The organism is Actinomadura luzonensis (assembly GCF_022664455.2).
Taxonomy (GTDB): Bacteria; Actinomycetota; Actinomycetes; order Streptosporangiales; family Streptosporangiaceae; genus Nonomuraea; species Nonomuraea luzonensis.
Window position 1 is genome coordinate 5,774,526 of sequence record NZ_JAKRKC020000001.1, and the last position, 21,865, is coordinate 5,796,390.

The 21,865-nt window shown below is 71.1% G+C and carries 14 protein-coding genes; 6 read left to right on the forward strand and 8 right to left on the reverse strand.

All coding sequences use genetic code 11. The features are described 5' to 3' along the window. Positions 1–10 precede the first annotated feature (10 nt). Complete coding sequence (locus MF672_RS27435; protein ID WP_242373561.1) at positions 11–394, forward strand: SSI family serine proteinase inhibitor; 384 nt, start codon at positions 11–13, stop codon at positions 392–394. Positions 395–446: 52 nt separating this feature from the next. On the opposite strand, the gene MF672_RS27440 is transcribed toward MF672_RS27435, so the two are convergent. Further along, the gene (locus MF672_RS27440; RefSeq protein ID WP_242373560.1) at positions 447–1,913 is read right to left on the reverse strand and encodes an amino acid permease; all 1,467 of its coding nucleotides are present in this window, start codon (positions 1,911–1,913) and stop codon (positions 447–449) included. A 68-nt stretch (positions 1,914–1,981) separates the two neighbouring features. Between MF672_RS27440 and MF672_RS27445 the strand changes: the two genes are divergently transcribed. Beyond that, positions 1,982–2,620 carry a DedA family protein gene (locus MF672_RS27445; protein WP_242373559.1) on the forward strand — a complete coding sequence of 213 codons (639 nt, stop codon included), beginning with the start codon at positions 1,982–1,984 and terminating at the stop codon, positions 2,618–2,620. On the opposite strand, the gene dxs is transcribed toward MF672_RS27445, so the two are convergent. Then, positions 2,565–4,448, reverse strand: a complete 1,884-nt coding sequence (dxs, locus tag MF672_RS27450; RefSeq protein ID WP_242373629.1) for a 1-deoxy-D-xylulose-5-phosphate synthase — start codon at positions 4,446–4,448, stop codon at positions 2,565–2,567. The genes MF672_RS27445 and dxs overlap by 56 nt on opposite strands. Positions 4,449–4,580: 132 nt before the next feature. Here dxs and MF672_RS27455 point away from each other — a divergent pair, with 132 nt between their 5' ends. From MF672_RS27455 to MF672_RS27470, 4 genes are read left to right on the forward strand one after another with little or no spacing between them, the layout of a single operon-like run. Then, a complete protein-coding gene (locus MF672_RS27455) occupies positions 4,581–5,465 on the forward strand; it encodes a neutral zinc metallopeptidase (protein ID WP_242373558.1) in 885 nt (294 codons plus the stop codon). Positions 5,466–5,510: 45 nt separating this feature from the next. Beyond that, positions 5,511–5,666, forward strand: coding sequence for a hypothetical protein (locus tag MF672_RS27460; RefSeq protein WP_242373557.1), 156 nt, complete (start codon positions 5,511–5,513; stop codon positions 5,664–5,666). 33 nt (positions 5,667–5,699) lie between these two features. Beyond that, a complete protein-coding gene (locus MF672_RS27465; RefSeq protein WP_242373556.1) occupies positions 5,700–6,314 on the forward strand; it encodes a neutral zinc metallopeptidase in 615 nt (204 codons plus the stop codon). A gap of 34 nt (positions 6,315–6,348) precedes the next feature. Continuing rightward, on the forward strand, positions 6,349–7,128 hold the full coding sequence (locus MF672_RS27470; RefSeq protein ID WP_242373555.1) for a neutral zinc metallopeptidase: 780 nt from the start codon (positions 6,349–6,351) through the stop codon (positions 7,126–7,128). A gap of 6 nt (positions 7,129–7,134) precedes the next feature. On the opposite strand, the gene MF672_RS27475 is transcribed toward MF672_RS27470, so the two are convergent. The 6 genes from MF672_RS27475 to MF672_RS27500 form a co-directional block, all read right to left on the reverse strand. Further along, positions 7,135–8,340 (reverse strand): ROK family transcriptional regulator, encoded by a 1,206-nt coding sequence (locus MF672_RS27475; RefSeq protein WP_242373554.1) that lies wholly within the window; start codon positions 8,338–8,340, stop codon positions 7,135–7,137. A gap of 35 nt (positions 8,341–8,375) precedes the next feature. Then, the gene (locus MF672_RS27480; protein WP_242373553.1) at positions 8,376–9,638 is read right to left on the reverse strand and encodes a sugar ABC transporter permease; all 1,263 of its coding nucleotides are present in this window, start codon (positions 9,636–9,638) and stop codon (positions 8,376–8,378) included. After that, complete coding sequence (locus tag MF672_RS27485; RefSeq protein ID WP_242373552.1) at positions 9,635–10,399, reverse strand: ATP-binding cassette domain-containing protein; 765 nt, start codon at positions 10,397–10,399, stop codon at positions 9,635–9,637. Before MF672_RS27485 ends, MF672_RS27480 begins: the two co-directional genes overlap by 4 nt. Positions 10,400–10,459: 60 nt before the next feature. Further along, positions 10,460–11,575, reverse strand: a complete 1,116-nt coding sequence (locus MF672_RS27490; protein ID WP_242373551.1) for a sugar ABC transporter substrate-binding protein — start codon at positions 11,573–11,575, stop codon at positions 10,460–10,462. Between the two features lie 259 nt (positions 11,576–11,834). Continuing rightward, positions 11,835–12,557 carry a pentapeptide repeat-containing protein gene (locus MF672_RS27495; protein WP_242373550.1) on the reverse strand — a complete coding sequence of 241 codons (723 nt, stop codon included), beginning with the start codon at positions 12,555–12,557 and terminating at the stop codon, positions 11,835–11,837. Between the two features lie 108 nt (positions 12,558–12,665). Beyond that, entirely contained in the window at positions 12,666–21,410 is an 8,745-nt protein-coding gene (locus MF672_RS27500; protein WP_242373549.1) for a DNRLRE domain-containing protein, read from the reverse strand. Positions 21,411–21,865: the final 455 nt, after the last annotated feature.

Below are 21,865 nucleotides of genomic sequence, written 5' to 3' on the forward strand. Positions count from 1 at the left end.
GAGAGTAATCATGAAGCGAGCAATCGGCACGATGGCCCTGTGCGCGGCGTTCCTGGCGTGCGCCTCCCCCGCCCCCGCACAGGCGGCGCGTCCTCCCAAGGGCAAGCTGAAGATCGTCGTCGCGGTGAAGGGCTCCCCCACCAAGGGGGTCACCCTTCGCTGCAGCCCCGACGGCGGCACCCACCCGCACCCGAAGGCGGCCTGCGACGTGCTGCGCACGTACAAGGGCGACCTCAACGGGATGCACGTCCCGAAGGCCAACTCCTGCGGCCCGGAGGTCCAGCCGTACGCGGTGGTCGTCAAGGGCACCTGGAACGGCAAGAAGGTGGAGTGGAGCAAGGGCTACCGCAACGCCTGCGTCATGAAGGCGGCGGGCGGGGCGCTGCTGTCCTGACCTGCGGATGACGAAGGGGCGGACCGGGCTCGGTCCGCCCCTTCTCGCGCTCCTAGCGCAGGGTCTCGGCGGCGCCGGCCCGGCTGTGCCGGTAGCCGTAGGCGAAGTAGACGACGACGCCGATGACCATCCAGATCACGAACCGCAGCCAGGTCTCCACCGGCAGGTTGAGCATCAGGTAGAGGCAGGCCAGCACCGACACGACCGGCAGCACCGGCACGAACGGGGCGCGGAAGGCCCGCGGCAGGTCGGGACGGGTGCGCCGGAGCACCCACACGCCGATCGAGACCACCACGAACGCGAACAGCGTGCCGATGTTCACCAGCTCGGCCAGCTCCCCGAACGAGACGAACCCGGCCAGCGCCATCGTCACCACGCCGATGATGACGGTGAGCGTGGCGGGCGTGCCGAAGCGGGGGTGGACCCGGGACAGCGAGCGCGGCATCAGCCCGTCGCGGGACATCGCGAACAGCACCCGCGTCTGGCCCAGCAGCAGCACCAGGACCACGGTGGTGAGGCCGGCGAGCGCGCCCAGGCTGATGATGGTGGCCAGCCAGCGCTGCCCGACGGCGGTGAAGGCGTCCGAGAGCGGCGCGGAGGTGCTGAGCCGGCTGTAGCGCTGCATGCCGACCACGACGAGCGACACGGCGACGTACAGGACCGTGCAGATGGCCAGCGAGCCGAGGATGCCGCGGGGCACGTCCCGCTGCGGCCGGATGGTCTCCTCGGCGGCCGTGGCGACGATGTCGAAGCCGATGAAGGCGAAGAACACGATCGCCGCGGCGGAGAAGATGCCGATCACCCCGAACGCGACCGGCGTGATGCCGAACAACACCTGGATCAGCGGCGCGTTCAGCCCCTCGACCCGCGGCGTGGACACCGGGTCGGGGACGAACGGCGTGTAGTTGGCGGCCTTGACGAAGAACAGCCCCGCCACGATCACCAGCAGCACCACGGCGACTTTGGTGATCACCAGGATGAGGTTGACCCGCGACGACAGCTTGATGCCGGCCACCAGCACGGCCGTGAGGATCGCCACGACCACGACGGCCGGGACGTTGACCACCGGGTCGTCGCCGGCGATCGCGGCCGGCAGCGGCAGGCCGATGGACTCCAGCATGGACGTGAAGTAGCCCGACCAGCCGACCGCCACCACGGCCGCGGCGAGGGCCAGCTCCAGGATGAGGTCCCAGCCGATCACCCAGGCGGGGAACTCGCCCAGGGTGGCGAAGGAGAAGGTGTACGCCGACCCGGCGACCGGGATGGTGGAGGCGAACTCGGCGTAGCACAGGGCCGCGAGACCGCACACCACGCCCGCCACGACGAACGAGATCGCCACCGCGGGGCCGGCCGTCTCCTTGGCGACCTGCCCGGTGAGCACGAAGATCCCGGTCCCGATGATCACGCCGATGCCGAAGACCGTGAGGTCGAGGGCGGTCAGGCGTTTGCGGAGCTGGTGCTCCGGGTCTTCGGTGTCGCGGATCGACTGCTCCACGCTCTTCGTGCGAAAGATGTCCACGGCCCGTGATCCTTCCCACACCCTAGGTGATCATTCCTTTGGACAGGCTGGTGCAGCAGGCTGGAATCATGCTCAATGGTGTGCTCGACGCCCTCGCCCGGCAAGACCTCGCTCTGGTGCTCGTGCTCCTGCTGGTCTTCCTCACCCTGGACGCCTCGGTCGGGGTGGGCCTGATCACGCCCGGCGACGGCCTGCTGCTGGTCGCAGGCGCCACCGCGGACGGCGTGGCCGAGACGCTGGCGCTGATCGGCACGGGCGTGCTCGCCTGCTTCGCGGGCGCCTCCGGCGGACACTTCCTGGGCCGCCGCTACGGGCCGCGGCTGCGCGGCGGGCGGCTCGGCCGGCGCATCGGCGAGGAGCGCTGGCGACGCGCCGAGCGGCTGTTCGAGCGCAGCGGGTGGACGCTGGCCCTCGCGTACTTCCTGCCGGTGCTGCACGCGCTGACGCCGGCCGTGGCCGGCGCGCTCGGCATGCCCTACCGCAGGTTCATGCCGTGGGCCATGGCGGGCAGCACGGCGTGGGTGAGCGTCTACGTCACGCTCGGCGCGGTCGCGGGCGGCGTGGCCCGGCGCGACGCGCAGTGGCTGCTGCCGGTGTCGGCCGCGGCGGTGCTGGCCGTGGTGGGGATCACCGCCGCGGTGCGCCGCATCGTCAGCGGCGGACGGGCTCCGCGGCGGCGGAGGAGCGCTTGGCGACGGCCTCGGTGATCTGGCGGGCGAGGTCCTGGCCGGTCAGGCCGATACGGCCGAGGATCGCCGCGCGCTTGGCGTGGTCGAGGAACTCCTGCGGGATGCCGAAGGTGCGCACCGGCACGTCCACGTCGGCGTCGCGGAGCAGCCGCGCCACGGCGTCGCCGACGCCGCCCACCCGGCCGTTGTCCTCCACCACGGCCACCAGCTTGTGCGCGCCGGCCGCCAGCACCAGCGCCTCGTCCAGCGGCTTGACCCAGCGCGGGTCGACGACGGTGGCGGCGATGCCCTGCGCGTCGAGCAGCACGGCGGCGTCGAGGCAGGCCTGCGCCATCGGGCCCACGCCGACCAGCAGCACGTCGGGCTCGGCCGCGGGGGCGCGCAGGAGGTCCATCTCGCCCAGCTTGCCGACCGGCTCGACCGCCTCGGCCACCGGGCCCTTGGGGAAGCGCAGCACGGTGGGGCCGTCGGTGACCTCGACGGCCTCGCGCAGCAGCTCGGCCAGGCGGTCGCCGTCGCGCGGCACCGCGATGCGCAGGCCCGGCACGACCTGGAGGATCGACAGGTCCCACATGCCGTTGTGGCTGGCGCCGTCGTCGCCGGTGACGCCCGCGCGGTCGAGCACGACGGTGACCGGCAGGCGGTGCAGGGCGACGTCCATGAGGAGCTGGTCGAAGGCGCGGTTGAGGAAGGTGGCGTAGACGGCCACGACCGGGTGCAGGCCGCCGAGGGCGAGGCCGGCGGCGCTGGTCAGCGCGTGCTGCTCGGCGATGCCGACGTCGTAGATACGCTCGGGGAAGTGGTCGGCGAAGGCGTTGAGGCCGGTGGGGTGGAGCATGGCCGCGGTGATGGCGACCAGGTCTTCGCGCTCCTTGCCGAGCCGGACCAGCTCCTCGCTGAAGACGTTGGTCCAGATGCGGCCCTTGGGCTTCTCCGCGCCGGTGGCGCGGTCGAAGGCGCCCGGCGAGTGGAACTGGTCCTCGTCGTGGTTCTCCGCCGGGGTGTAGCCGCGGCCCTTCTGGGTGAGGGCGTGCACGATGACGGGGCCGCGGAAGCCGCGCGCCTTGCGCAGCGCCGCCTCCATGGCCTGCTCGTCGTGGCCGTCGATGGGGCCGACGTACTTGAGGCCGAGGTCCTCGAACATGACCTGCGGGGACAGGACGTCCTTGACGCCCTTCTTGAAGCCGTGCAGGGCGTCGTAGACGACCGGAACGTTCCCGAGCTTGTCCTTGACGTAGTCGAGGAAGTCCTCGTAGCGGCGGTTGACCCGCAGCGAGGACAGGTGGGAGGCCAGGCCGCCGATGGTCGGCGAGTAGGAGCGGCCGTTGTCGTTGACCACGATGACGAGCGGGAGGTCCTTGGCGGCGGCGATGTTGTTGAGCGCCTCCCAGGCCATGCCGCCGGTCAGCGCGCCGTCGCCGATGACCGCGACCACCGTGCGGTCGCGCTCGCCGCGCAGCTTGAACGCCTTGGCCAGGCCGTCGGCGTAGGACAGGGCGGTGGAGGCGTGGCTGTTCTCGACGAGGTCGTGCTCGGACTCGGCCTGGCTCGGGTAGCCCGACAGGCCGCCCTCCTGCTTGAGCGCGGCGAAGCCGGCGGCCCGGCCGGTGAGGACCTTGTGCACGTAGGACTGGTGGCCGGTGTCCCAGACGATGGGGTCGCGCGGGGAGTCGAAGACGCGGTGCAGCGCGATCGTGAGCTCGACCACGCCCAGGTTGGGGCCCAGGTGGCCGCCGAACTTCGCGCACGAGTCGACGAGCAGGTCACGGATCTCCCCCGCGAGCCGCGGCAGCTCCTCCACAGCGAGCCGTTTGACGTCGTGCGGTCCTGCGATCGAGCCCAGCAACCCGCTCACGGATGCGACTCCCCTCTGCTTTTGTCAGCCGACCCCCCGAGTCTAGTTCGCCGACGCCTCACTGACTCCATCGAGTCAATTCCACCCACATATGTCCGATCTTGACCTAGTCTTTCGGTACCTATGAACTCCGTCTCCACCGGCAAGCTCGTGGCGCTCGCGGCTGCCCTGCTGGCGCTGGTCCTCGCCGCGGCGGGCCTGGTGCTCGTCCTCGCCGACTCGGCCACGACCTCCGCGCGGCCCGTCAACGAGGCCCAGCAGATCGCCTCGGCCCCCGCCAACGGCGCCGAGACCAAGCGGGTCCCCCTGCCCGGCAGGCGCCTGGCGACGGCGAGCCCGCTCTACCGCACCGGCCGGCTGGCGGACGTGAACTGCTCGCCCGGCGAGCTGCCCCCGGGCAGCATGACGGCCTACCGGCGCTTCCTCATGCGCGTGACGGCCTGCCTGAACCGGGCGTGGGCCGCCCAGTTCCGCAAGGCGGGCATGACCTTCAGCAAGCCGCGGCTGCGCATCATCAGCGGCAAGGTGCGCACGCCCTGCGGCGCCTGGAACACCGGCGCGGACGGCGTCTACTGCTCCACCGACCGCACCATGTACCTGATGATCAGCCGCGACCAGCTCCGCAACCCGTTCCCGCTGGGCATCACCCGCCTGATCGCCCACGAGTACGGCCACCACGTCCAGCAGATCTCCGGCATCTGGAGCTACTACTGGACCGCCAGGTCGAACGCCGGCAAGGCCGGCCGGCTGCTGCTGTCGCGCAGGTCGGAGCTGCAGGCCGAGTGCTTCTCCTCGGTCTTCATGAGCACCATGCAGGGGACGTCGCTGGTGACGGACGCGGACTGGGCGTACACGGTGGACTGGTTCCGCAAGAACGGCGCCAAGGGCTGGCCGCAGAACGACCACGGCAAGGGGCCGACGCAGGCCGCCTGGATGACCCGCGGCTTCAACCGCGGCGGGCCCGGCGCGTGCAACACCTGGGCCGCCGCCACCCGCAGCGTCACCTGATTCCGGCTTTACCTGGAGTCCCTGCTCTCACTAGGGTGCCGTCCCATGCGTATCCGTTTATCGGCGCTCGTGGCGGGCGTCCTGGTGAGCGTGCTCCTCTCCGGCACGGCTCACGCGGCGACGGCCGCCCCCGCGTACAAGCCGGCGTTGACCAAGAGCCCGATCTACCGGTCCGGCGAGCTCGACCTCGGGACGTGCTAGGAGGAGCAGGCCGCCCCGGGGAACCTGCAGGACGTGAAGGACTACCTCACCGGCGTGCTCGGGTGTCTCGACGAGGCGTGGGCGCCCAGGATCAGGAAGGCCGGCTTCCGCTTCACCAAGCCGTCGCTCCAGATCATCACCAAGCCCAAGGGCGGGACGGGCTGCGGCGCCTTCCCCGCCGGGGCGCAGGCCGTCTACTGCTCGCTGAACAAGAAGATCACCTACTGGGTCTCGCCCGACCTGCTGCGGGCGCCGGGCGACCTGGTGCTCATGCTGATCCTCGCCCACGAGTACGGCCACCACGTCCAGCAGCTCACCGGCATGTTCAAGGCCCGCACGCCCTACAACGGCAAGAACGCCGCCCGCGTCCTGGACGAGAGCCGCCGCGCCGAGCTGCAGGCGGAGTGCCTGGGGGCGGCGTTCATCGGTGACGTGTGGTACTCGCTCGGCCGCTCCAACGACGACTGGTACTACCTGGTCAGGAACAGCGGCAGCGGCTCCTTCCTGTCGGCGTTCGGGCTGAAGGACCAGGGCGAGGTGACGCACGGCCTGCGGGCCAACGTGGGCTACTGGCTGGAGCGCGGCTACAACGGCGAGTCGGCGGCGGCCTGCAACACGTGGAAGGCACCTAAGTCCAAGGTGTCCTAACAAATCCCGACATATTGATCTATGATCCGCCATCGTGCGCACTCTTCGCGTGGCGGTGGCGGCGGCGATGACGGCGGCCGCGGGCGTCGCGGCGGGCTCCGCCCTGGGGGTGCTCGGGAGCGGGCCCGCCCAGGCGGCGCCGCGCGCCGGGCAGGTCGCGCTGTCCGACGTCATGAGCGGCGCCCGGCCCCGCCTGACGTGCGCGATCCCGGCGATCAAGGTGGGCTCGGCCGCGTCGCTGCGCGCGTTCCACGAGGCCATGGCCGGGTGCGCGGACCGGTTCTGGGCGGAGCGCTTCGCCGCGGCCGGGCTGGCGTACCGCTCGCCCACCGTGACGATCACGACCGGCGCGGACTCCGTCTGCGGGCGCATCTCGGGCGCCGGCGCCCACTACTGCCCCGAGGAGCGCGCGGTCGTCGTCCGCATCACCCGGCAGGACCTCCGCGACCCGTTCAGGATGAACCTCGCGCACTCGATCGCGCACGAGTGGGGGCACCACGTGCAGCAGCTCACCGGCGTGCTGGGGGCGCAGGAGGCGCTGTACCTGCCGGCCTCCGACCAGGCGCGCACGATCCTCAGCCACCGGCTGGAGATGCAGGCCGAGTGCTACGCGGGCGTCTTCTACAGCGCCGCCCTCAAGTCGATCAAACCCGGCATCGCCTGGGACGAGTGGGTCGAGGCGGTGCGGCAGGCGGAGGAGAGCGAGGTCCACGGCAAGCCGCGCAACCTCGCGTTCTGGCAGGACCGCGGCTACCACGGCGGCGCCACCGGCTTCTGCAACACCTGGACCGCGACGCGGGCCAAGGTCGGCTAGCGCCGGCTAGCCGTTCGCGCGGGCCAGGACCTCCAGGGGGTCGGCGAGGACGTGCGCGAAGGCCAGCTCCGCCGCGCCGACCAGGGTGGCGGAGTCGCCGAGCGCGGACGTGCGCAGCCGCAGCCGCTCGCGCTGCGGCCCCATCGCGTGCAGGGTGAGCTGCGTGCGCACCTGGGCCGCCGAGCCCAGGTAGACCTCACGCAGCATGCCGCCGAAGATGACCATCTCCGGGTTGAGGATGTTGACCAGGTTCGCGACGCCGAGGCCGAGCCATTCGCCGATGCGGCTCAGCGCCTCCTGGGCGACGATGTCGCCGCGGTCGGCGGCCTCGACCACGGCCCGCACGGCGTCGCGGCCCTGCTGCCCCGCGCCGAACCGGCCGGCCGCCTCCAGCAGGGCCCGCTCCCCCACCTCGGCCTCCAGGCAGCCGTGCGAGCCGCAGCCGCACGCGCGGCCGCCCGGGTTGACGACCATGTGGCCGACCTCGCCGCCGTAGCCGTCGTGGCCGCCGAGCAGCTGCCCGCCGGCGATGATGCCGCCGCCGATGCCGACGTCGCCGTGCAGGTAGACGAGGTCGCGCACGGCCACGCCGACGCCCCGGCTGTGCTCGGCGAGCGCGGCCAGGTTGGCGTCGTTGCCGACGCTGACCGGCAGCCCGAGCCCCAGCTTGCGGCCCAGCTCCTCGCCGAAGGGGGCCTCCTCGGCCTTGAGGTTGGGGCCGAAGGTGACCACGCCGTCGGCCTTGCGCACGCCGCCCGACACGGCCGCCGCCGCCCCCACGCAGACGGTGTCGGCCCGGGTCTTGCGGCGCATCTGGCGGGCGAAGCCGGCCAGCGCGCCGGTCAGCTCGTCCAGCTCGAACGCGGCCCGCCGGCGCACCGCCTCGCGCCGGTCGAGGATGACCCCGCCGAGCCCCACGCGGGCGACCGCGAGCCGGTCGGGGCCGACGTCGAAGGCGAACACGTAGACCCGCGACGACTCCGGGCGCACCACGAGCGAGGGCCGGCCCGCGCGCCCGGTCTCGCGGGGCAGCTCCTCGCGCACCAGCCCGGCCGCGGTGAGGTCGGAGGTGAGCGCCATGATCGTGCTGCGGTTGAGCCCCATCTTGGAGGTGAGCTCGGCCCGCGAGGTCGGCCCGCCGAGGTGGACATGGCGGAGCAGGGCGCCGAGATTGTGGCGCCTGATGTCCTCCTGCGAGGGGCCGGCACGCATGGTCTGGGGTTCCTTCAGGGGCTGCGGGTCGCTGATCACCTTAGACCAGCGGCAGCCGCCCGCCTGCGCGCCAGGGCGTCCACGCCCGCGGCCAGGAGCAGCACGGACCCGGTCACCAGGTACTTGACGCTGGCGCCGTAGCCCATCAGGCCCATGCCGTTCTCGATGACGGCCACGACCGCGCCGCCGAGCACCGCGTCGAGCACCCGGCCCTTGCCGCCGAACAGGCTCGTGCCGCCGATGACGGCCGCGCCGACCGCGTACAGCAGCACCGAGCTGCCGCCCGTGTTGGGGTCGACGGAGCTGGCCCGGGAGGCGGCCACGATGCCGCCGACGGCGGCCATCGACGAGCAGATCACGAACGCGCTGATCTTGATGCGGTCCACCGGGATGCCGGCCCGGCGGGCGGCCTCGGTGTTGCCGCCGACCGCGTACAGGTGGCGGCCGAAGGCCGTGCGGCGCAGGATGACGGTCCACACGACCAGCAGCACCAGGATGACGGGCACCACGATCGGCACGCCGGTCAGCGACACCAGCGCCGCGTTGCGGCTGCGCTCCAGGTTGAGCACGAACACCGCGACGCCGGCCAGCACCGCCAGCGCCCCCACCCGGAAGGCGATGAGCGAGAGCGGGTCGGCGGTCAGCCCGCGCTTGGTGCGCCTCCTGGCCCGGACGAGCTGGATGGCCGCGTACGCGAGCACGCACACCGCGTAGAGCCCCCAGCCGAGCCACGGCGGCAGGTTCTTGTTCGCGACGGCGAGGATCACCGGGTCGCGGACGGAGATGTTCGTGCCCTCCTTGACCAGCACCAGCACCAGGCCCTGGAAGGCGAGGAAGGCGGCCAGCGTCACCACGAACGACGGGATGCCGACCTTGGCCACCAGCGCGCCGAGCACGACGCCGATGACCACGCCGGTGAGGATGGCGGCCAGCGCGCACACGTACCAGGGCAGGCCGAGACTGGCCAGCGTGACGGCCAGCACGGCGGCGCACACGCCGCTGGCGAAGCCCGCCGACAGGTCGATCTCGCCGAGCAGCAGCACGAACACCAGGCCCATCGCGATGAGCGTGATGGCCGCGCCCTGGGTGAAGAGGTTGGCGAAGTTGATGGCGGTGACGAAGGAGGGGCGGGCGATCGCGAAGACCGCGCAGAGCACGACCAGGCCGAGGACGGCCGGCAGCGCCCCCATGTCGCCGCCGCGCACCCGCTGGACGTAGGCGCGGAAGCTGTTGCCGATGGACGGGGCCTGCGTGGCGGCGACGATCGCCTCGCCGGGGAGTTCCTTGACCTTGCTCATGGGGTGACCCCGTTCTTGAGGCCGAGTTCCCCGCTCCGGCCTGCAGTGATCAGTTCCACGACCTGCGCGTGCGTCACGTCGGCGGTTCTGACCTGGGCGGCCATCCTGCCGAGGTAGAGGGCCGCGATGCGGTCGGAGACGGCGAACACGTCGTTCATGTTGTGCGAGATGAGGACGACGGCGAGGCCGGTGTCGGCCAGCCTGCGGACCAGTTCGAGCACCTGCGCGGTCTGGGCCACGCCCAGGGCGGCGGTGGGCTCGTCGAGGATGACGACCTTGCTGTTCCACAGCACGGCCTTGGCGATGGCGACGGTCTGCCGCTGCCCGCCGGACAGGCTGGAGACCTGCTGCCTGATGGACTTGACGGTGCGCACGGACAGGCTGCTGAGCGTCTTCTCCGCCAGCTCCTCCATGCTGTCCTCGTCGAGCATGAGGCCGCTCTTGCGCTCCCGGCCGAGGAACATGTTCTGGACGATGTCGAGGTTGTCGCACAGGGCGAGGTCCTGGTAGACGATCTCGATGCCGAGCTCGCCCGCGTCGCGCGGGGTGTGGATGTGCACCTGCTTGCCGTCGAAGAAGACCTCGCCGGCGTCGATCGGGTAGATGCCGCCGATGCACTTGACCAGGGTGGACTTGCCCGCCCCGTTGTCGCCGACCAGCGCGGTGACCTCGCCCGGGTAGGCGGCGAACTCGACGTTGTGGAGGACTTTCACCGGACCGAAGCTCTTGTCGATCCCGCGCACTTCAAGGAGGGGGGTCATGGGGCTCCCTAAGGGGAGGGTACGGCCCTGCGCTCGTAGCGCGGGCCGTACCCCTCGGTTCTACTGGATTCCGGCCTCGGTGCACTTCGCGGCGAAGTCACCGGTGCACAGTTCCTCCTTGGTGACGTAGCCGTCGGCCACGACGTCCTTGACGTTGTCGAGGTAGATGGCCTGCGGCTCCATCAGCTCGGCGGGCACGTCCGCGCCGCTCTGCGGGTCCTTGACGCTGCCGCTCGCGGTCGGCTTCTCGCCCTTGGCCAGCGCCACCGCCAGCTTGGCGCCGGCGTCGGCCTCCTTCTTGACCGCCTTGTAGACCGTCATGCACTGGTCGCCGGCGAGGATGTTCTGCAGGCCCTGGACGGTGGCGTCCTGGCCGGTGACGGGCACCTTGCCGTTGAGGCTGTTCTTCTTCAGCACGGTGATGGCGGCGTTGCCGAGGCCGTCGTTGGCGGCGAGGACGCCGGCGATCTTCGGCTGCTCGGTCAGCATCTGCTCGAAGAGCGTGCCGGCCTTGGTGTTGTCCCACTCGGGCACCGACTGCTCGGGGCCCTTGACGTACTCGCCGGAGTCGAACTTCGGCTTGAGCACGCCGTCGTAGCCCTGCTTGAACAGCGTGGCGTTGTTGTCGGTCGGCGAGCCGTTCAGGTAGGCGACGATCGGCTTGTCGGCCTTCTTGTCGGTCAGGCACTTGACCAGGCCCTCGCCCTGGAGGGTGCCGACCTTCTCGTTGTCGAAGCTGACGTAGTAGGCGGCGCCGCCGCCCAGGGTCAGCCGGTCGTAGTCGATCACGGCGACGCCCTGCGACTTGGCCTTGTCGATGACGGCCTTGCCGCTGCCGCTGTCCAGGTTGGTGATCATGAGGACGGTGGCGCCGTTGGTGATCATCTGGTCGGCGATGGTCTGGAACGCCGTCTTGTCGTTCTGGGCGTTCTGGATGTCGTAGGCGACGCCGGCCGCCTTGAACGCCTCTTCGAGGTACTTGCGGTCCGCCGTCTCCCATCGGGCCGAGGACTTGCTGTCCGGCAGGATGACGCCGATCTTGCCGGCCTTGGCCGCCTGGGTGGCCGAGGCGGTCGAGGTCGACGAAGAGGTCTGACCGCTGTCGCCCCCGCAGGCGGTGAGACCGAGGGCCATCGCGGCTGCGGCGGCGGTCAGGCTGAGGATCCCCTTGCGCATGGTGCAGGGTCCTTTCTTCCGGAGGGGCCCGGATGAATGTTGTTTGCGGCAACGTATTGCGGGACGGCCTGCTTTGGAAGGGGGTCGGGGCCGGGAGTTTGTTGTTTCGGGTAACAATCCAGAAACGTCGCCTCAACCTGCCCGACTCCTGGCGTTCCACACACGTCCCCGCCGGTGGGGGCTCCGGGGCGCGGCACGGCGAGGCCGCCCGCGCTCGCGCGGGCGGCCTGAACGGCGGACGAGCGGCTCGGCGGGCGGGTCAGGAGCCCGGCGCGCGGTCCTCCAGGACGGCGAGCAGGCGGGCGGCCGCGCCCGGGGAGAGGCCCTGGACGAGGAACTCGCGGTCGGTGAACAGGTCGCGCTGGCCGCCGTCCACGTCGAAGCGCAGCGTCTCCAGCGTCGACTCGGCCTCGTCGCGGTCCGCCGGGTCGGCCCAGGCGGCGATCTCCCTGGCCGCGGCGTCCAGGCGGGCGGCCGCGTCGCGCAGGACGAGGTGGCCCTGCGGGAGGCGCTGCCGGTCGAGGTCGACGCCGCCGCGGAAGTCGACGTCCGTCATGCGGGCCGCGGAGAAGTCGTTGCCCTCGTAGCGGTTGACCGTGCGGCCCAGCTCGGCGTCGCGTGCCCAGGGCTCGGCGGAGAAGGTGACCCCCTCGATGCGCCCGGAGAAGACGCAGTCGACGAACTCGGCGTCCAGGAAGGACAGGCGGATCAGGCTCGCCTCGCGGAAGGAGCAGGAGATGAACGTGGCCCGGCCGGGATCGAGGCCGGGCCCCCGCAGGGTGGCGCCGTCGAAGACGCACCCGGTGTAGACGCTCGGGCGCAGGCCGGCCCCGAGGCAGCCGTCCGTGGCGTGGACGCCGCGGAAGTCGCACCCGGTGAGCCGGCTGCCGTTGGCGACGGTGACGAAGGCGAGCCGCCGCCCGGAGTAGTCGGCGCCGTCGATCCGTGCGCCGCTCAGCCTCAGCTCGTCGCGCGCTTTCACCAGCCGGTCCTTCCTGCCGCTCCGACCGCCGGCTCGATCACCGGCGCAGTTTATTACACCGCCTCCGGGCGGCGGCGGAAGGAGCTCCGCCGCCGCCCGGGACGGTTCCTACGAGGGCAGGCGCCCGACGCTGTACAGCACGTACGGCACCTTGCTGTAGACGCCCGCCGTGGTGCGGGCGACGTGGTTGGCGTAGTCCTTGACGGTGGTGAACTCGACCCAGTTCATGAGGCGGCGGTCGTAGAAGTCGACGCCCCAGCTGGGCTTGTAGACCCAGCGTCCCGGATCGATGGCGTTCAGCTCGCGGTGCAGCGCCCGGTGGAAGGCCGAGCCGAAGAACCGGCGCGCGTTGGCGAAGTCGTTCGCCTTGATCAGCCTGCGGTACTCCCTCAGCTCGTCCCGGGTGAAGCCCCGCAGGATGTCCTGAGGTCGTTGCGCGAGCCGGTTCGCGGCCGTCTCGACCGCGGCGACGGACTGGGCGTAGCGGGCCTTGATGCCGGCCGGCAGGTTGTCGGCCAGCTCGGTCCTGATGGTGATCCCGCACTTGGGGCTGGCGTTGTGGACGAGGACCGCCACGCCGCCGGCCAGCACGTAGTAGCTGTGCGCGCCGGCCACCGTCAGGTTGTGCACGCGCTGGCGGTGCGCGGTCCGCTTCTTGACCGCCTTGACCTGCACGTACGTGCCCGCCGAGGTGCGCAGCCACATGCCGGGCTCAAGGTCCTCGGCGTTCACCCACGCGCCGCGGTCGCGGACCCAGAACGGGTGCTCGTCCGTGGCGGTGATCTTGCCGGTCCGGTCTCCCTTCCTGCCGTCCGTGTCGAGGGTGATCTCGACCAGGCGCTTGTCGCCCTCGCCGGCGATCAGGCCGGTGACGGGCTCGGCCTTGGTCTCGCCGGTGGCGGTGTCGGTGGCGAGGACCTGGTCCCCGGTCTCCACCTTGTCGATGTCCTTGGTGCTGCCGTCGGCCAGCAGGACCTTCGTGCCGGGCACGAAGCTGTTGGGCGTGCACCCGATGACGCGGGAGCCGCCGCCCAGCAGCCGGCCGAGGCCGAACGTGGCCGCGCCGACGGCCGCCCCGGTCAGCGTCTCCAGGGCGAACTCGCCCGCGTCGAAGCTGCGGCCGGGGTCCATGGCGACGCTCACGCCGTAGCCGGCCGCCGAGGCGGCCGCGCCGGCGGCGATGGCGACCGCGAGGCCGCAGGTCGCCCCGCCGGTCTCCGGGCAGAGCGCGGCCAGCGCGCCGACCCCGAGCCCGACCAGCAGCCCGGCGCCGATGGAGGCGAGCTCCCGCTTCCAGTCCATCGGCGGCGAGTAGCTGAGGTTGGCGATGGACAGGCCGGCGGCGAAGCCGTAGCGGTTGCTGGTGCCCGGCTGGAGGTTCAGGCCGAGGTCGGCGCCGGCGTCCTGCCGGGAGTCGGGCGTGAGGTACTGGTGGCTGGTGGGCAGGTAGTTGCGGTTGCCCATCTGGTAGCTGGAGGAGAGCTGGTCGTACCTCCTCGCGCCGAACCAGTACGGGTTGTAGGGCTCCTTGTAGGGGTCGGCCGAGTCGGGGGTGTCCACGCCGCTGACCGAGCCCGGCACCAGCGAGCCGAACAGGCTGTAGCCGTAGGTGGCGCGGGTGTCGCCGGTGTCCGTGGTGAGGATCTCCACGTTGCCCTGCGGGTCGTAGCCGTAGACGCTGCGCTCGGCGGCGCCGCCGTTCGCGCCGGCCTTGGCCATGGACAGGCGCTCGTCCCACGCCGAGTACTCGAACGAGCGGGTGATCGCGCCCGCGACCTCCTCGTCCAGCACCTCGCCCGACATGCCGAGGTAGGAGTAGGTGGTCTTCTTACCGTCGTGGGCGGTGGTCGAGGCGGTGCGGCCGAGCGGGTCGTAGCTGTAGTCGGTGGCCCGGTCGACGCCGTCCACGCCGACCTGCTCGGTGCGGGTGATCTGGTCGAAGGCGTTGTAGAAGTAGGAGGCGGTGACCGTCTTGTCGTCGCCCGCGGTCACCTGCGACAGGCGGCCGGAGGGGTCGTAGGAGTACTCGGAGTAGCTCGCCAGGTCGCCGCCCCTGACCAGGCGGTTCCAGTCGTACTGGAAGTTGGTCGAGGTCCCCGCGACGTTCTGCAGGACCACGTTGTTGTTGGCGTCGTAGCGGTACTCCTCGCTGCGCGCCTGGCCGAGGTACTCGATCCTGGTGACGCGGTCGCGCGGGTCGTAGGTGTAGTTCTTGGTCACGTCGGGGAACAGGCACCGGAACTCGACGCACTGCACCTTGGTGTGGTCCTGGGAGACGCGCAGGTCGGCCTGGTAGGTCAGGGTGTGCTCGGCCTGCACGGCCCCGTCGGGCTTCTTCTCCACCGAGTGCCGCAGCAGCCCGTCGAGGTAGTACTCGTAGCCGGCGACGTTGCCGTTGGACTTGGTCTCGGTCTTCCGCTCGCCGCGCGGCGTGTAGGTGTACTGGGTCAGCCTGGGGCTGGGGTCGGTCGCGCCGGCGGCGTTGCGCACCGTGGCGAGCAGGTCGCGGGCGTCGTAGGTGTAGTCGGCGACCGTCTTGTCGTGGGCGCGCCGGATCAGGCCGCCGACCTCGTTGTAGCCGTAGGCGGTGGTGTTCCGCACCGTCCCGTCGAGGCTCTCGGTGACCTTCTCCACCTGGTTGAGGTCGGTGTAGTCGAGGTCCCACTGGTCGATCGCCGCGGTCTGCGAGGTGTCGGTGATCTTCTTGAGGTTGCCGTTCGGGTCGTAGAGGTAGTCGAACGACACCGCCTGCGGGTACGGCGGCGCGGACGAGCCGCCCTGGTCGGCGTGGTGCTTGAGCTTGCCGTCGGGGTGGTAGCCCCACTCCAGCGTCCGCTGCTGGGTGCCGTCGGCGGCGGTCACCGTCCGCTGAGTCTGCTCCCCGAGGTCGTTGTAGTCGTAGCTGACGGCGACGCCGAACGGGTCGACCGACTTCTTGATCCACCCGTTGTCGTAGTACTCGGTGCGGCTGACGATCCGGCCCCGGTGGTCCGGGTTCGGGGTGTGGGCGGGGTCGGGCGGCGGCAGCGCCACCGACGTCAGGCGCGAGGCCGCGTCGTAGGTGTACTGGACGCTCTGCGGCGTGCGGTACGGGTAGTCCGGCCCGCTCTGGTCGTCGTCCTCGTCGAACGGGAAGACCTGCTCGACGGCCCGGTTCAGCTTGTCGTAGCGGATCTCGGTGAGGAAGTCGTCCGCGTCGTCGGCGGTCGCCACGCCGCGCGGGGTGATGGTCCTGGTCCGGTTGCCGGCCTGGTCGTAGGTGAAGCGGTGGATCGTCTCCTTGACGGCGCCGTCCGTCACCTCGTGCGGGGCGCGGGTCTCGACCACCTTGCCGCGCGCGTCGTACACGGTGGTGGAGACCGTGCCGTTCTGGTCGGTGGAGGTGGTCTGCAGGCCGTCGCGGTCGTAGCCGGCGCTCGTGGTGTACCCGCCGGCGTCGGTGACCGCCGTCACCCGGTGGTCGTGGTCGTAGCTGAACTTGGCCGTGTAGTCGAGCGGGTCGGGGGTGGCGTTCTTGCGGGGGTCGATGATCCAGGTGAGGTTGCCGGCGGTGTCGTAGAGGTACCTGCTCTGGTAGCCCTTGGCGTCGGTCACGGCGGTGAGCCGGTAGACCTCGTCGTAGGTCTTGGTGGTGACGAAGTCGCCCGCGGCGGCGCTGGCGTTGCCGTTGGGCTCGGTGATCGTCAGCCGGTTGCCGACCTTGTCGTAGGTGAAGGAGGTCCTGCGCTCGGGGGCGTCGCTCTGGTCGTCCTTGGGTTCGAGCGAGGCGGTGACCTGGTCGTTGGCGTCGTAGACGGTGGTCGTGACGGCGCCGTTGGGCGCGGTGGCCTTGGTGACGTTGTCGTTGGCGTCGTAGACGGGCGCGGGCGTGACGATGTTCTTGCCGGCCGCGCGGTCCTTCTGCACGGTGCTGGTCAAGGGCCGGCCGAACAGGTCGTACGAGCGCCGGCTCGCCGTGCCCAGCGGGTTGGTGACCGTCAGCGGCAGGCCCCGCCAGTCGTAGCTGAGGTGCGTGGCGTCGCCGTTGGCGTCGGTGATGAGCTGCGGCTGGCCGGTCGCGTCGTAGTCGCCGAACGCGGTGGCGTTGCCGTTCGCGTCGGTGGCCTGGGTGACCTGGCCGTAGACGTCGTAGGCGTACCTGGTGGTGTAGTCGCCCGGGGTGTCGGTGGTGTTGCCGACCGGGTCGGTGACCGCCGTCAGGTTGCCCCACGGGTCGTAGGCGAAGGTGAAGCGGCGGCCCTCCGGGCTGGTCTCGGCCGTCAGGTCGGCGATGTGCCCGCCGAACCCGCTCTGGTACGTGTACGTCGTGGCCGGGGTGCCGTTGCGGTTCGCCTCCGCGTCGCGCACCCACAGCCGGTCGCCGGTGAGCGGGTCGTAGCCGGAGGTGGTGACGGCGCCGTTGGGCTCCTCCTCGCGGATCACGTTGTGGTCGGCGTCCCAGCCGAGGTTCGTGACCTGGCTCCTGGCGTCGGTGATGCGGACCGGCCGCCCGAACGCGTCCAGGTGGTAGGCGGTGGCGTGGTTCTCCGCGTCGGTGACGGTGGTGTCGAGGGTGGCGCCGGTCGCGCCGTCGGGGTCGACGTAGCCGAACGCGGTGACGCCGCCGAGCCGGTCGGTGACGGTCTTGGCCGACCAGTGGAACTTCGGGTCGTCGCCGGCCTGCGGGTAGTAGTAGGCGAGGGCGGTGCCGTGGCCGCGCGGGTCGGTGACCTCGACGAGCTTGGCGTTCTTGGTGCCCTGCGTCATGTCGTAGGTGAAGCGGAACGCCTTGGCGCCGTCGTGGCCGTCGCCGTCGATCAGCTTGGCCATCAGGCCCCAGCTCGTGTACAGGAAGGTGAGCTTGCGGCCCTCGATGTCGGTGACGGACTTGACCCGGTCGATGATGTTGGGGTTGACCAGGTTCGCCCAGTAGACCTCCTCGCCCTGGTCGTTGATCCAGGTGTAGTTCTCGCCCTTCTGGTAGTACTCGACGGTCAGCGTCTGCCGGCCGGCCGGGTCGGTGATGTAGCGCAGGAACTTCACCGGCTTGTTGTTCGACCTGCGGGAGGCGTAGGTGAACGACGCCGTGTTGACCATGCCGTTGCGGTCCTGCGTCGCCGACAGGTAGCCGTCGCAGTCGAAGTAGAACTGGGTGCGGTCGGGCTGGGTCATCACCCACGCCCGCGACTCCTCGGTCTTCGGGCCGCAGCTCACCAGGCGCTGCAGGTACAGGTGGACGCCCTTCGGGCTGATCCACTCCGCCGCCTCGTCGTCCCAGGTGAAGGTGTGGCCGGTGCCGTCCCCGTCGGTCATGGTGACCGTGGTCGGGTTCGGGTTGGGGTGGAAGTCGAGCGGCGAGCCGAGCCGCATCGGCATGGACGCCTGCAGCGACCAGCCGAACCCCATCGAGCTGTTCGAGGTGTCCTTGGAGTTGTAGGCGAGGTTGACGAGGGTGGCGAAGTCGCCGCGCGAGGGGTGCAGCCAGGGGTTGTAGGTCCAGACGGCGTTGCCCGAGTACAGGTTGTTGCGCACCACGCCGCCCGCGCCGGTGTCGCGGCCCGCGTACTCGTAGAACCGCTCCAGGCCGAGCTGGTCGGAGGTCGGCTTGTCCACCGCCACCGACTGGGTCAGCGACGGGATGCCCTCGGCGGCCGACAGCCAGGCGTTCGTGGTCCTGTTGTAGAGGTCGGACTGCAGCAGGTAGCTCGTGCGCTTGTTGCTCTCGTCGGCCGTCACCGGGGCCTTGACCTGCGCCTGTACGGTGACCGACGCGCCGGGCGCGAGGTCCTTCGGCAGCGCGGTCCTCACCTGGTTCGCGGCCGTGGTCACGTCGGTGCCGTCGGGCAGCGCCCAGCGGTACGACAGCACGTAGTCCGCCGCCTTCCACGTCGCCGCCGTGGTGTTGGTGAGCGTCACCTCGGTGGCGCTCTGGCCGCCCTCGGCCATCCGCAGCGCGGTGTCCGGCGCGTAGTAGGTGTCGTCGGTGGTCTTCTCCAGGTACGTGACCCGGAGCTGCGGCCGGAGCTGCGGCTCGGCCGCCTCGTCGGACAGGAACAGGGTCCGCTCGGCGGGCGTGGTCTCGTTGGCCAGCTTGACCATCACCCCGTGGTTGCCGGACGGGGTCGCGACCCAGCTCTGCGCGAGGGCCGTGGCGGTGAAGCTGCGCCGGTAGGGGTCGTTGCTGAGCCCGGCGTAGCTGCCGGCGACCGTGGCCGCGTAGTCGCCGCCGGCCGTCGTCCACGCCTTGGCCGAGGTCGCCTTGTTCCAGGTGGCGCTCTTCTCGTCGAAGTCGGTGGCGAGGCCGCGCAGCTCGTACGTGGCCGCCGCCGACCCGATCATGGTCACTTCCCACAGGTCGAGCTGCGCGTCGAGCACGCGGGCGGCCTGCGGGACGGCGGAGACGCCGGGGAACTTCAGCACGGCCCGGGTGGTGCCGTACGTGCCGGAGTTGTTGCCCACCGACAGCCACGGCGCGCCGGCCAGCGCGTCCTGGTTGACGTCCGGCTGGCCGCTCGCCAGCGTCGTGTCCGCCGTGCCGCCCTGGAACACCTTGACGGTCCGGCCGGCCTTCGGCAGCGCGGCGATCTCCGTCGGGCCGGGGACGAGCTGCCCGTCCTTGGTCTTCACCGCGACCATGTAGTAGTAGACCTGGCCGAACGGGTCGGTGGAGTCGGCCGGGGTCGGCTTGGCGGTCGAGTCGGCGAACGACGTGGTGCCCGCCGGCACCGGCGCGACCAGCGTGGCCGCCGACGGGGTGAAGGTCTGGTAGACGCTCCGGTGGACCTGGTACTCGGCGAGGTCGTCCGCGGCCGCGTCCGACGGGTCCCGGTACGCGGGCCAGGTCAGCTCCGCGCCGGAGGCGTGGATGGTGGCGGGCGGGTCGACGTTCACGCCCTGGCGGCCGTAGGTCAGCACCAGGCGCGGGTAGGTCGCGGTCTCGCCGCCGTAGGAGTAGAGGCTGCCCTCGTAGCGCACGCCGCCCTTGTTGAGGGTCTCGTCGGCGGCCTTGAGCACGAAGCCGTGGTTCTGCGTGGTGCCGTCGAGCCACGACTGGACGATGGAGCGCACCGCGAACGAGTGCCACTGGCTGCCGTTCGCCCCGGCGGGCCGGACCTGGGTGGCGTCCTTGGTCAGCCGCACGGCGTCGGCGATCACCGCGGTCGAGGCCGAGGCCGGGCCGTCGCCGAGGACGACCTTGCCGGCGGTGCCCGCCACGAACGGGTGGGTGCCCAGCGTCTTCCACACGCCGTTCGTGGTGGCGGAGGCGTACTGGCTGACCGCGTAGGTCTTGCTGCCGCCGTTGTAGGTGACGGTGTACGGCGCGGCCGTGGAGCGGTCGGACGCCTCCACGTAGTGGACGTCCACCCGGTAGTCGCCGTCCTCGGTGAGGCGCGGGGTCCAGGTGTAGCGGTCGCCGGCCACCGTGTCCTTGTTGTACAGGTAGTCGCCGCCCACGGCGGCGGCCGCCAGCGAGCTGGTGGACACCGGCCAGGCGCCGGTCGCCGCGGTGCGGCCCGCGTCGCCGTCGTCCACGACCTCGGTGTTGCCGCCCAGCTCGCCGGTCAGGTTCTTGGCCGTGTTCCAGGTGGCGGTGGTCTCGTCCCAGGCGGCGGTGGCGCGGTGCGCCTCCAGCGTGACGGTGTTGCTGGTCCCGGTGCTGGTCGGGAGGTCCTGGTCGTAGTAGACCTGGAGCTGCGCCGAGTCGATCCTGGTGCCGGACGGCACCCCGGGCAGCGGGAACTTCAGCAGCGCCCTGGACACCCCGCTGGACGACGTGCCGGTGGACAGCCGCCAGCTCCCCTCGTAGTTCGTGTCCGGGGAGTCGGAGACGATCATGGTGTCCTGCGAGACGCTGGGCGTCGGCGAGATCCTGATCGTCGGGTCGATGACCACGGGGTACCGGCGGGCCGGGTCCGTCAGCCAGGCGCGGTCGGCGGTCACCGTGATCCGCAGCAGGCCCGCCGCGGCGTCCCAGGTCATGGCCTGCGACACCTTGGGGCTGTAGGTCTTGCCGTACGGCGAGGCGGCGTCGTCGCGGGCGTCGGTCATGTACGGCCTGGGGATCTCCATGACCGGCTTACCGTCGAAGTCGCCGCGGTAGAGCGCGATCGAGCCGTCCGGCCGCTGCCAGGCCCGCAGGCCGTCCGTCCTCAGGGTGAAGGCGTAGGTGGCCGGCCCGGCGGGCGGGGCGTCGAGGACGATCTGCTCCTTCGCGCCCTCCGGGGTCACCCGGTAGGCCAGCCGGGCGCCGCCCCCGTCGTAGGAGTAGGTGGCGGTGTTGTCCTTGACCTGCGGCTTGCCGTGCTTGACGCCGTTCGCGCCGAGAGTGACGGACACGTCGTCCAGCTCGACGCGGAGCAGCGCGTCCGGGTCGGCGCCGAAGAAGCTCCGGTAGACGTTGCGCTGGTTGCCGTAGGCGAAGCCGGACCGGTCGGTGGGGGTGAGGTCGGTGACGATCGGCTGCCATTTGCCGGATTTATCGCGATAATTCAGGAGCCCTGCGGAGACCTCCTCCTGGCGCCGGCCGTCCTCCAGCAGGAACGTGCGGGAGTGCGCGCCGCGCGCCTCGGCCAGCTCCTTGACCCGCTTGGCGGGCGGGAGCCGCCGCGCCGCGGGCTCCTGGTCGCGCCGGGGCACCGCCTGCACGCCGAGGTCGCGCGGCTCGGGCGTGCCGCCGCCGGTCAGCCAGTCCTGCAGGTCCTCCAGCCAGCCGCGCTCGCTGTCCGGCTGCCAGCCGCCGCGCGCGTCGCCGGGTTCGGACGGGCCCGGCGTCGCCGCCAGGACGGGGAGCTGCGGGCCGCCCAGCGCGACCGCGAGCACCAGCGTCCCGGCCAGTAATCGCCGGGTCCGCCGTGTCGTACTGCGTCTTGCCACGGGAATTCCTCCGGGGTTCTCTGCTACGGGAAAAAGGCATTGCCGGAGCACACCGCGGACATGGCGAAAAAACGCCGCGGCGTTGGCGAAGAGCATGCGGAAATAGGCGGGGCGAGGGCGGCGAGAGCCCTCACGGGTGCATACGACGGAGATGGTCAGCCGGTCACAATTCTTTGTCAACCCCCGCTGAATCTTCCCCGCGGCAGGCTCTCATCTCCGATCTGAGCTGGCCCTACTTTGGAACAGATCACAGGGCGTAGGCCGCCCGACAGCGCATCGTGCGCAAAACCCGAAAAGCCGCCGCACGGGAACCGGGCAGGTCAGGGATTTTTCCGGGCGATCGGGCGCGGCGAAACCCTGGAGATATTCACAACAAACTTACAGCCTTTCTGGGCGGGCCTCCTGCCGGGTGATTCGCGCCCAGCCCGAAAGGCTCTTGCCAACGGCGTCGCGGG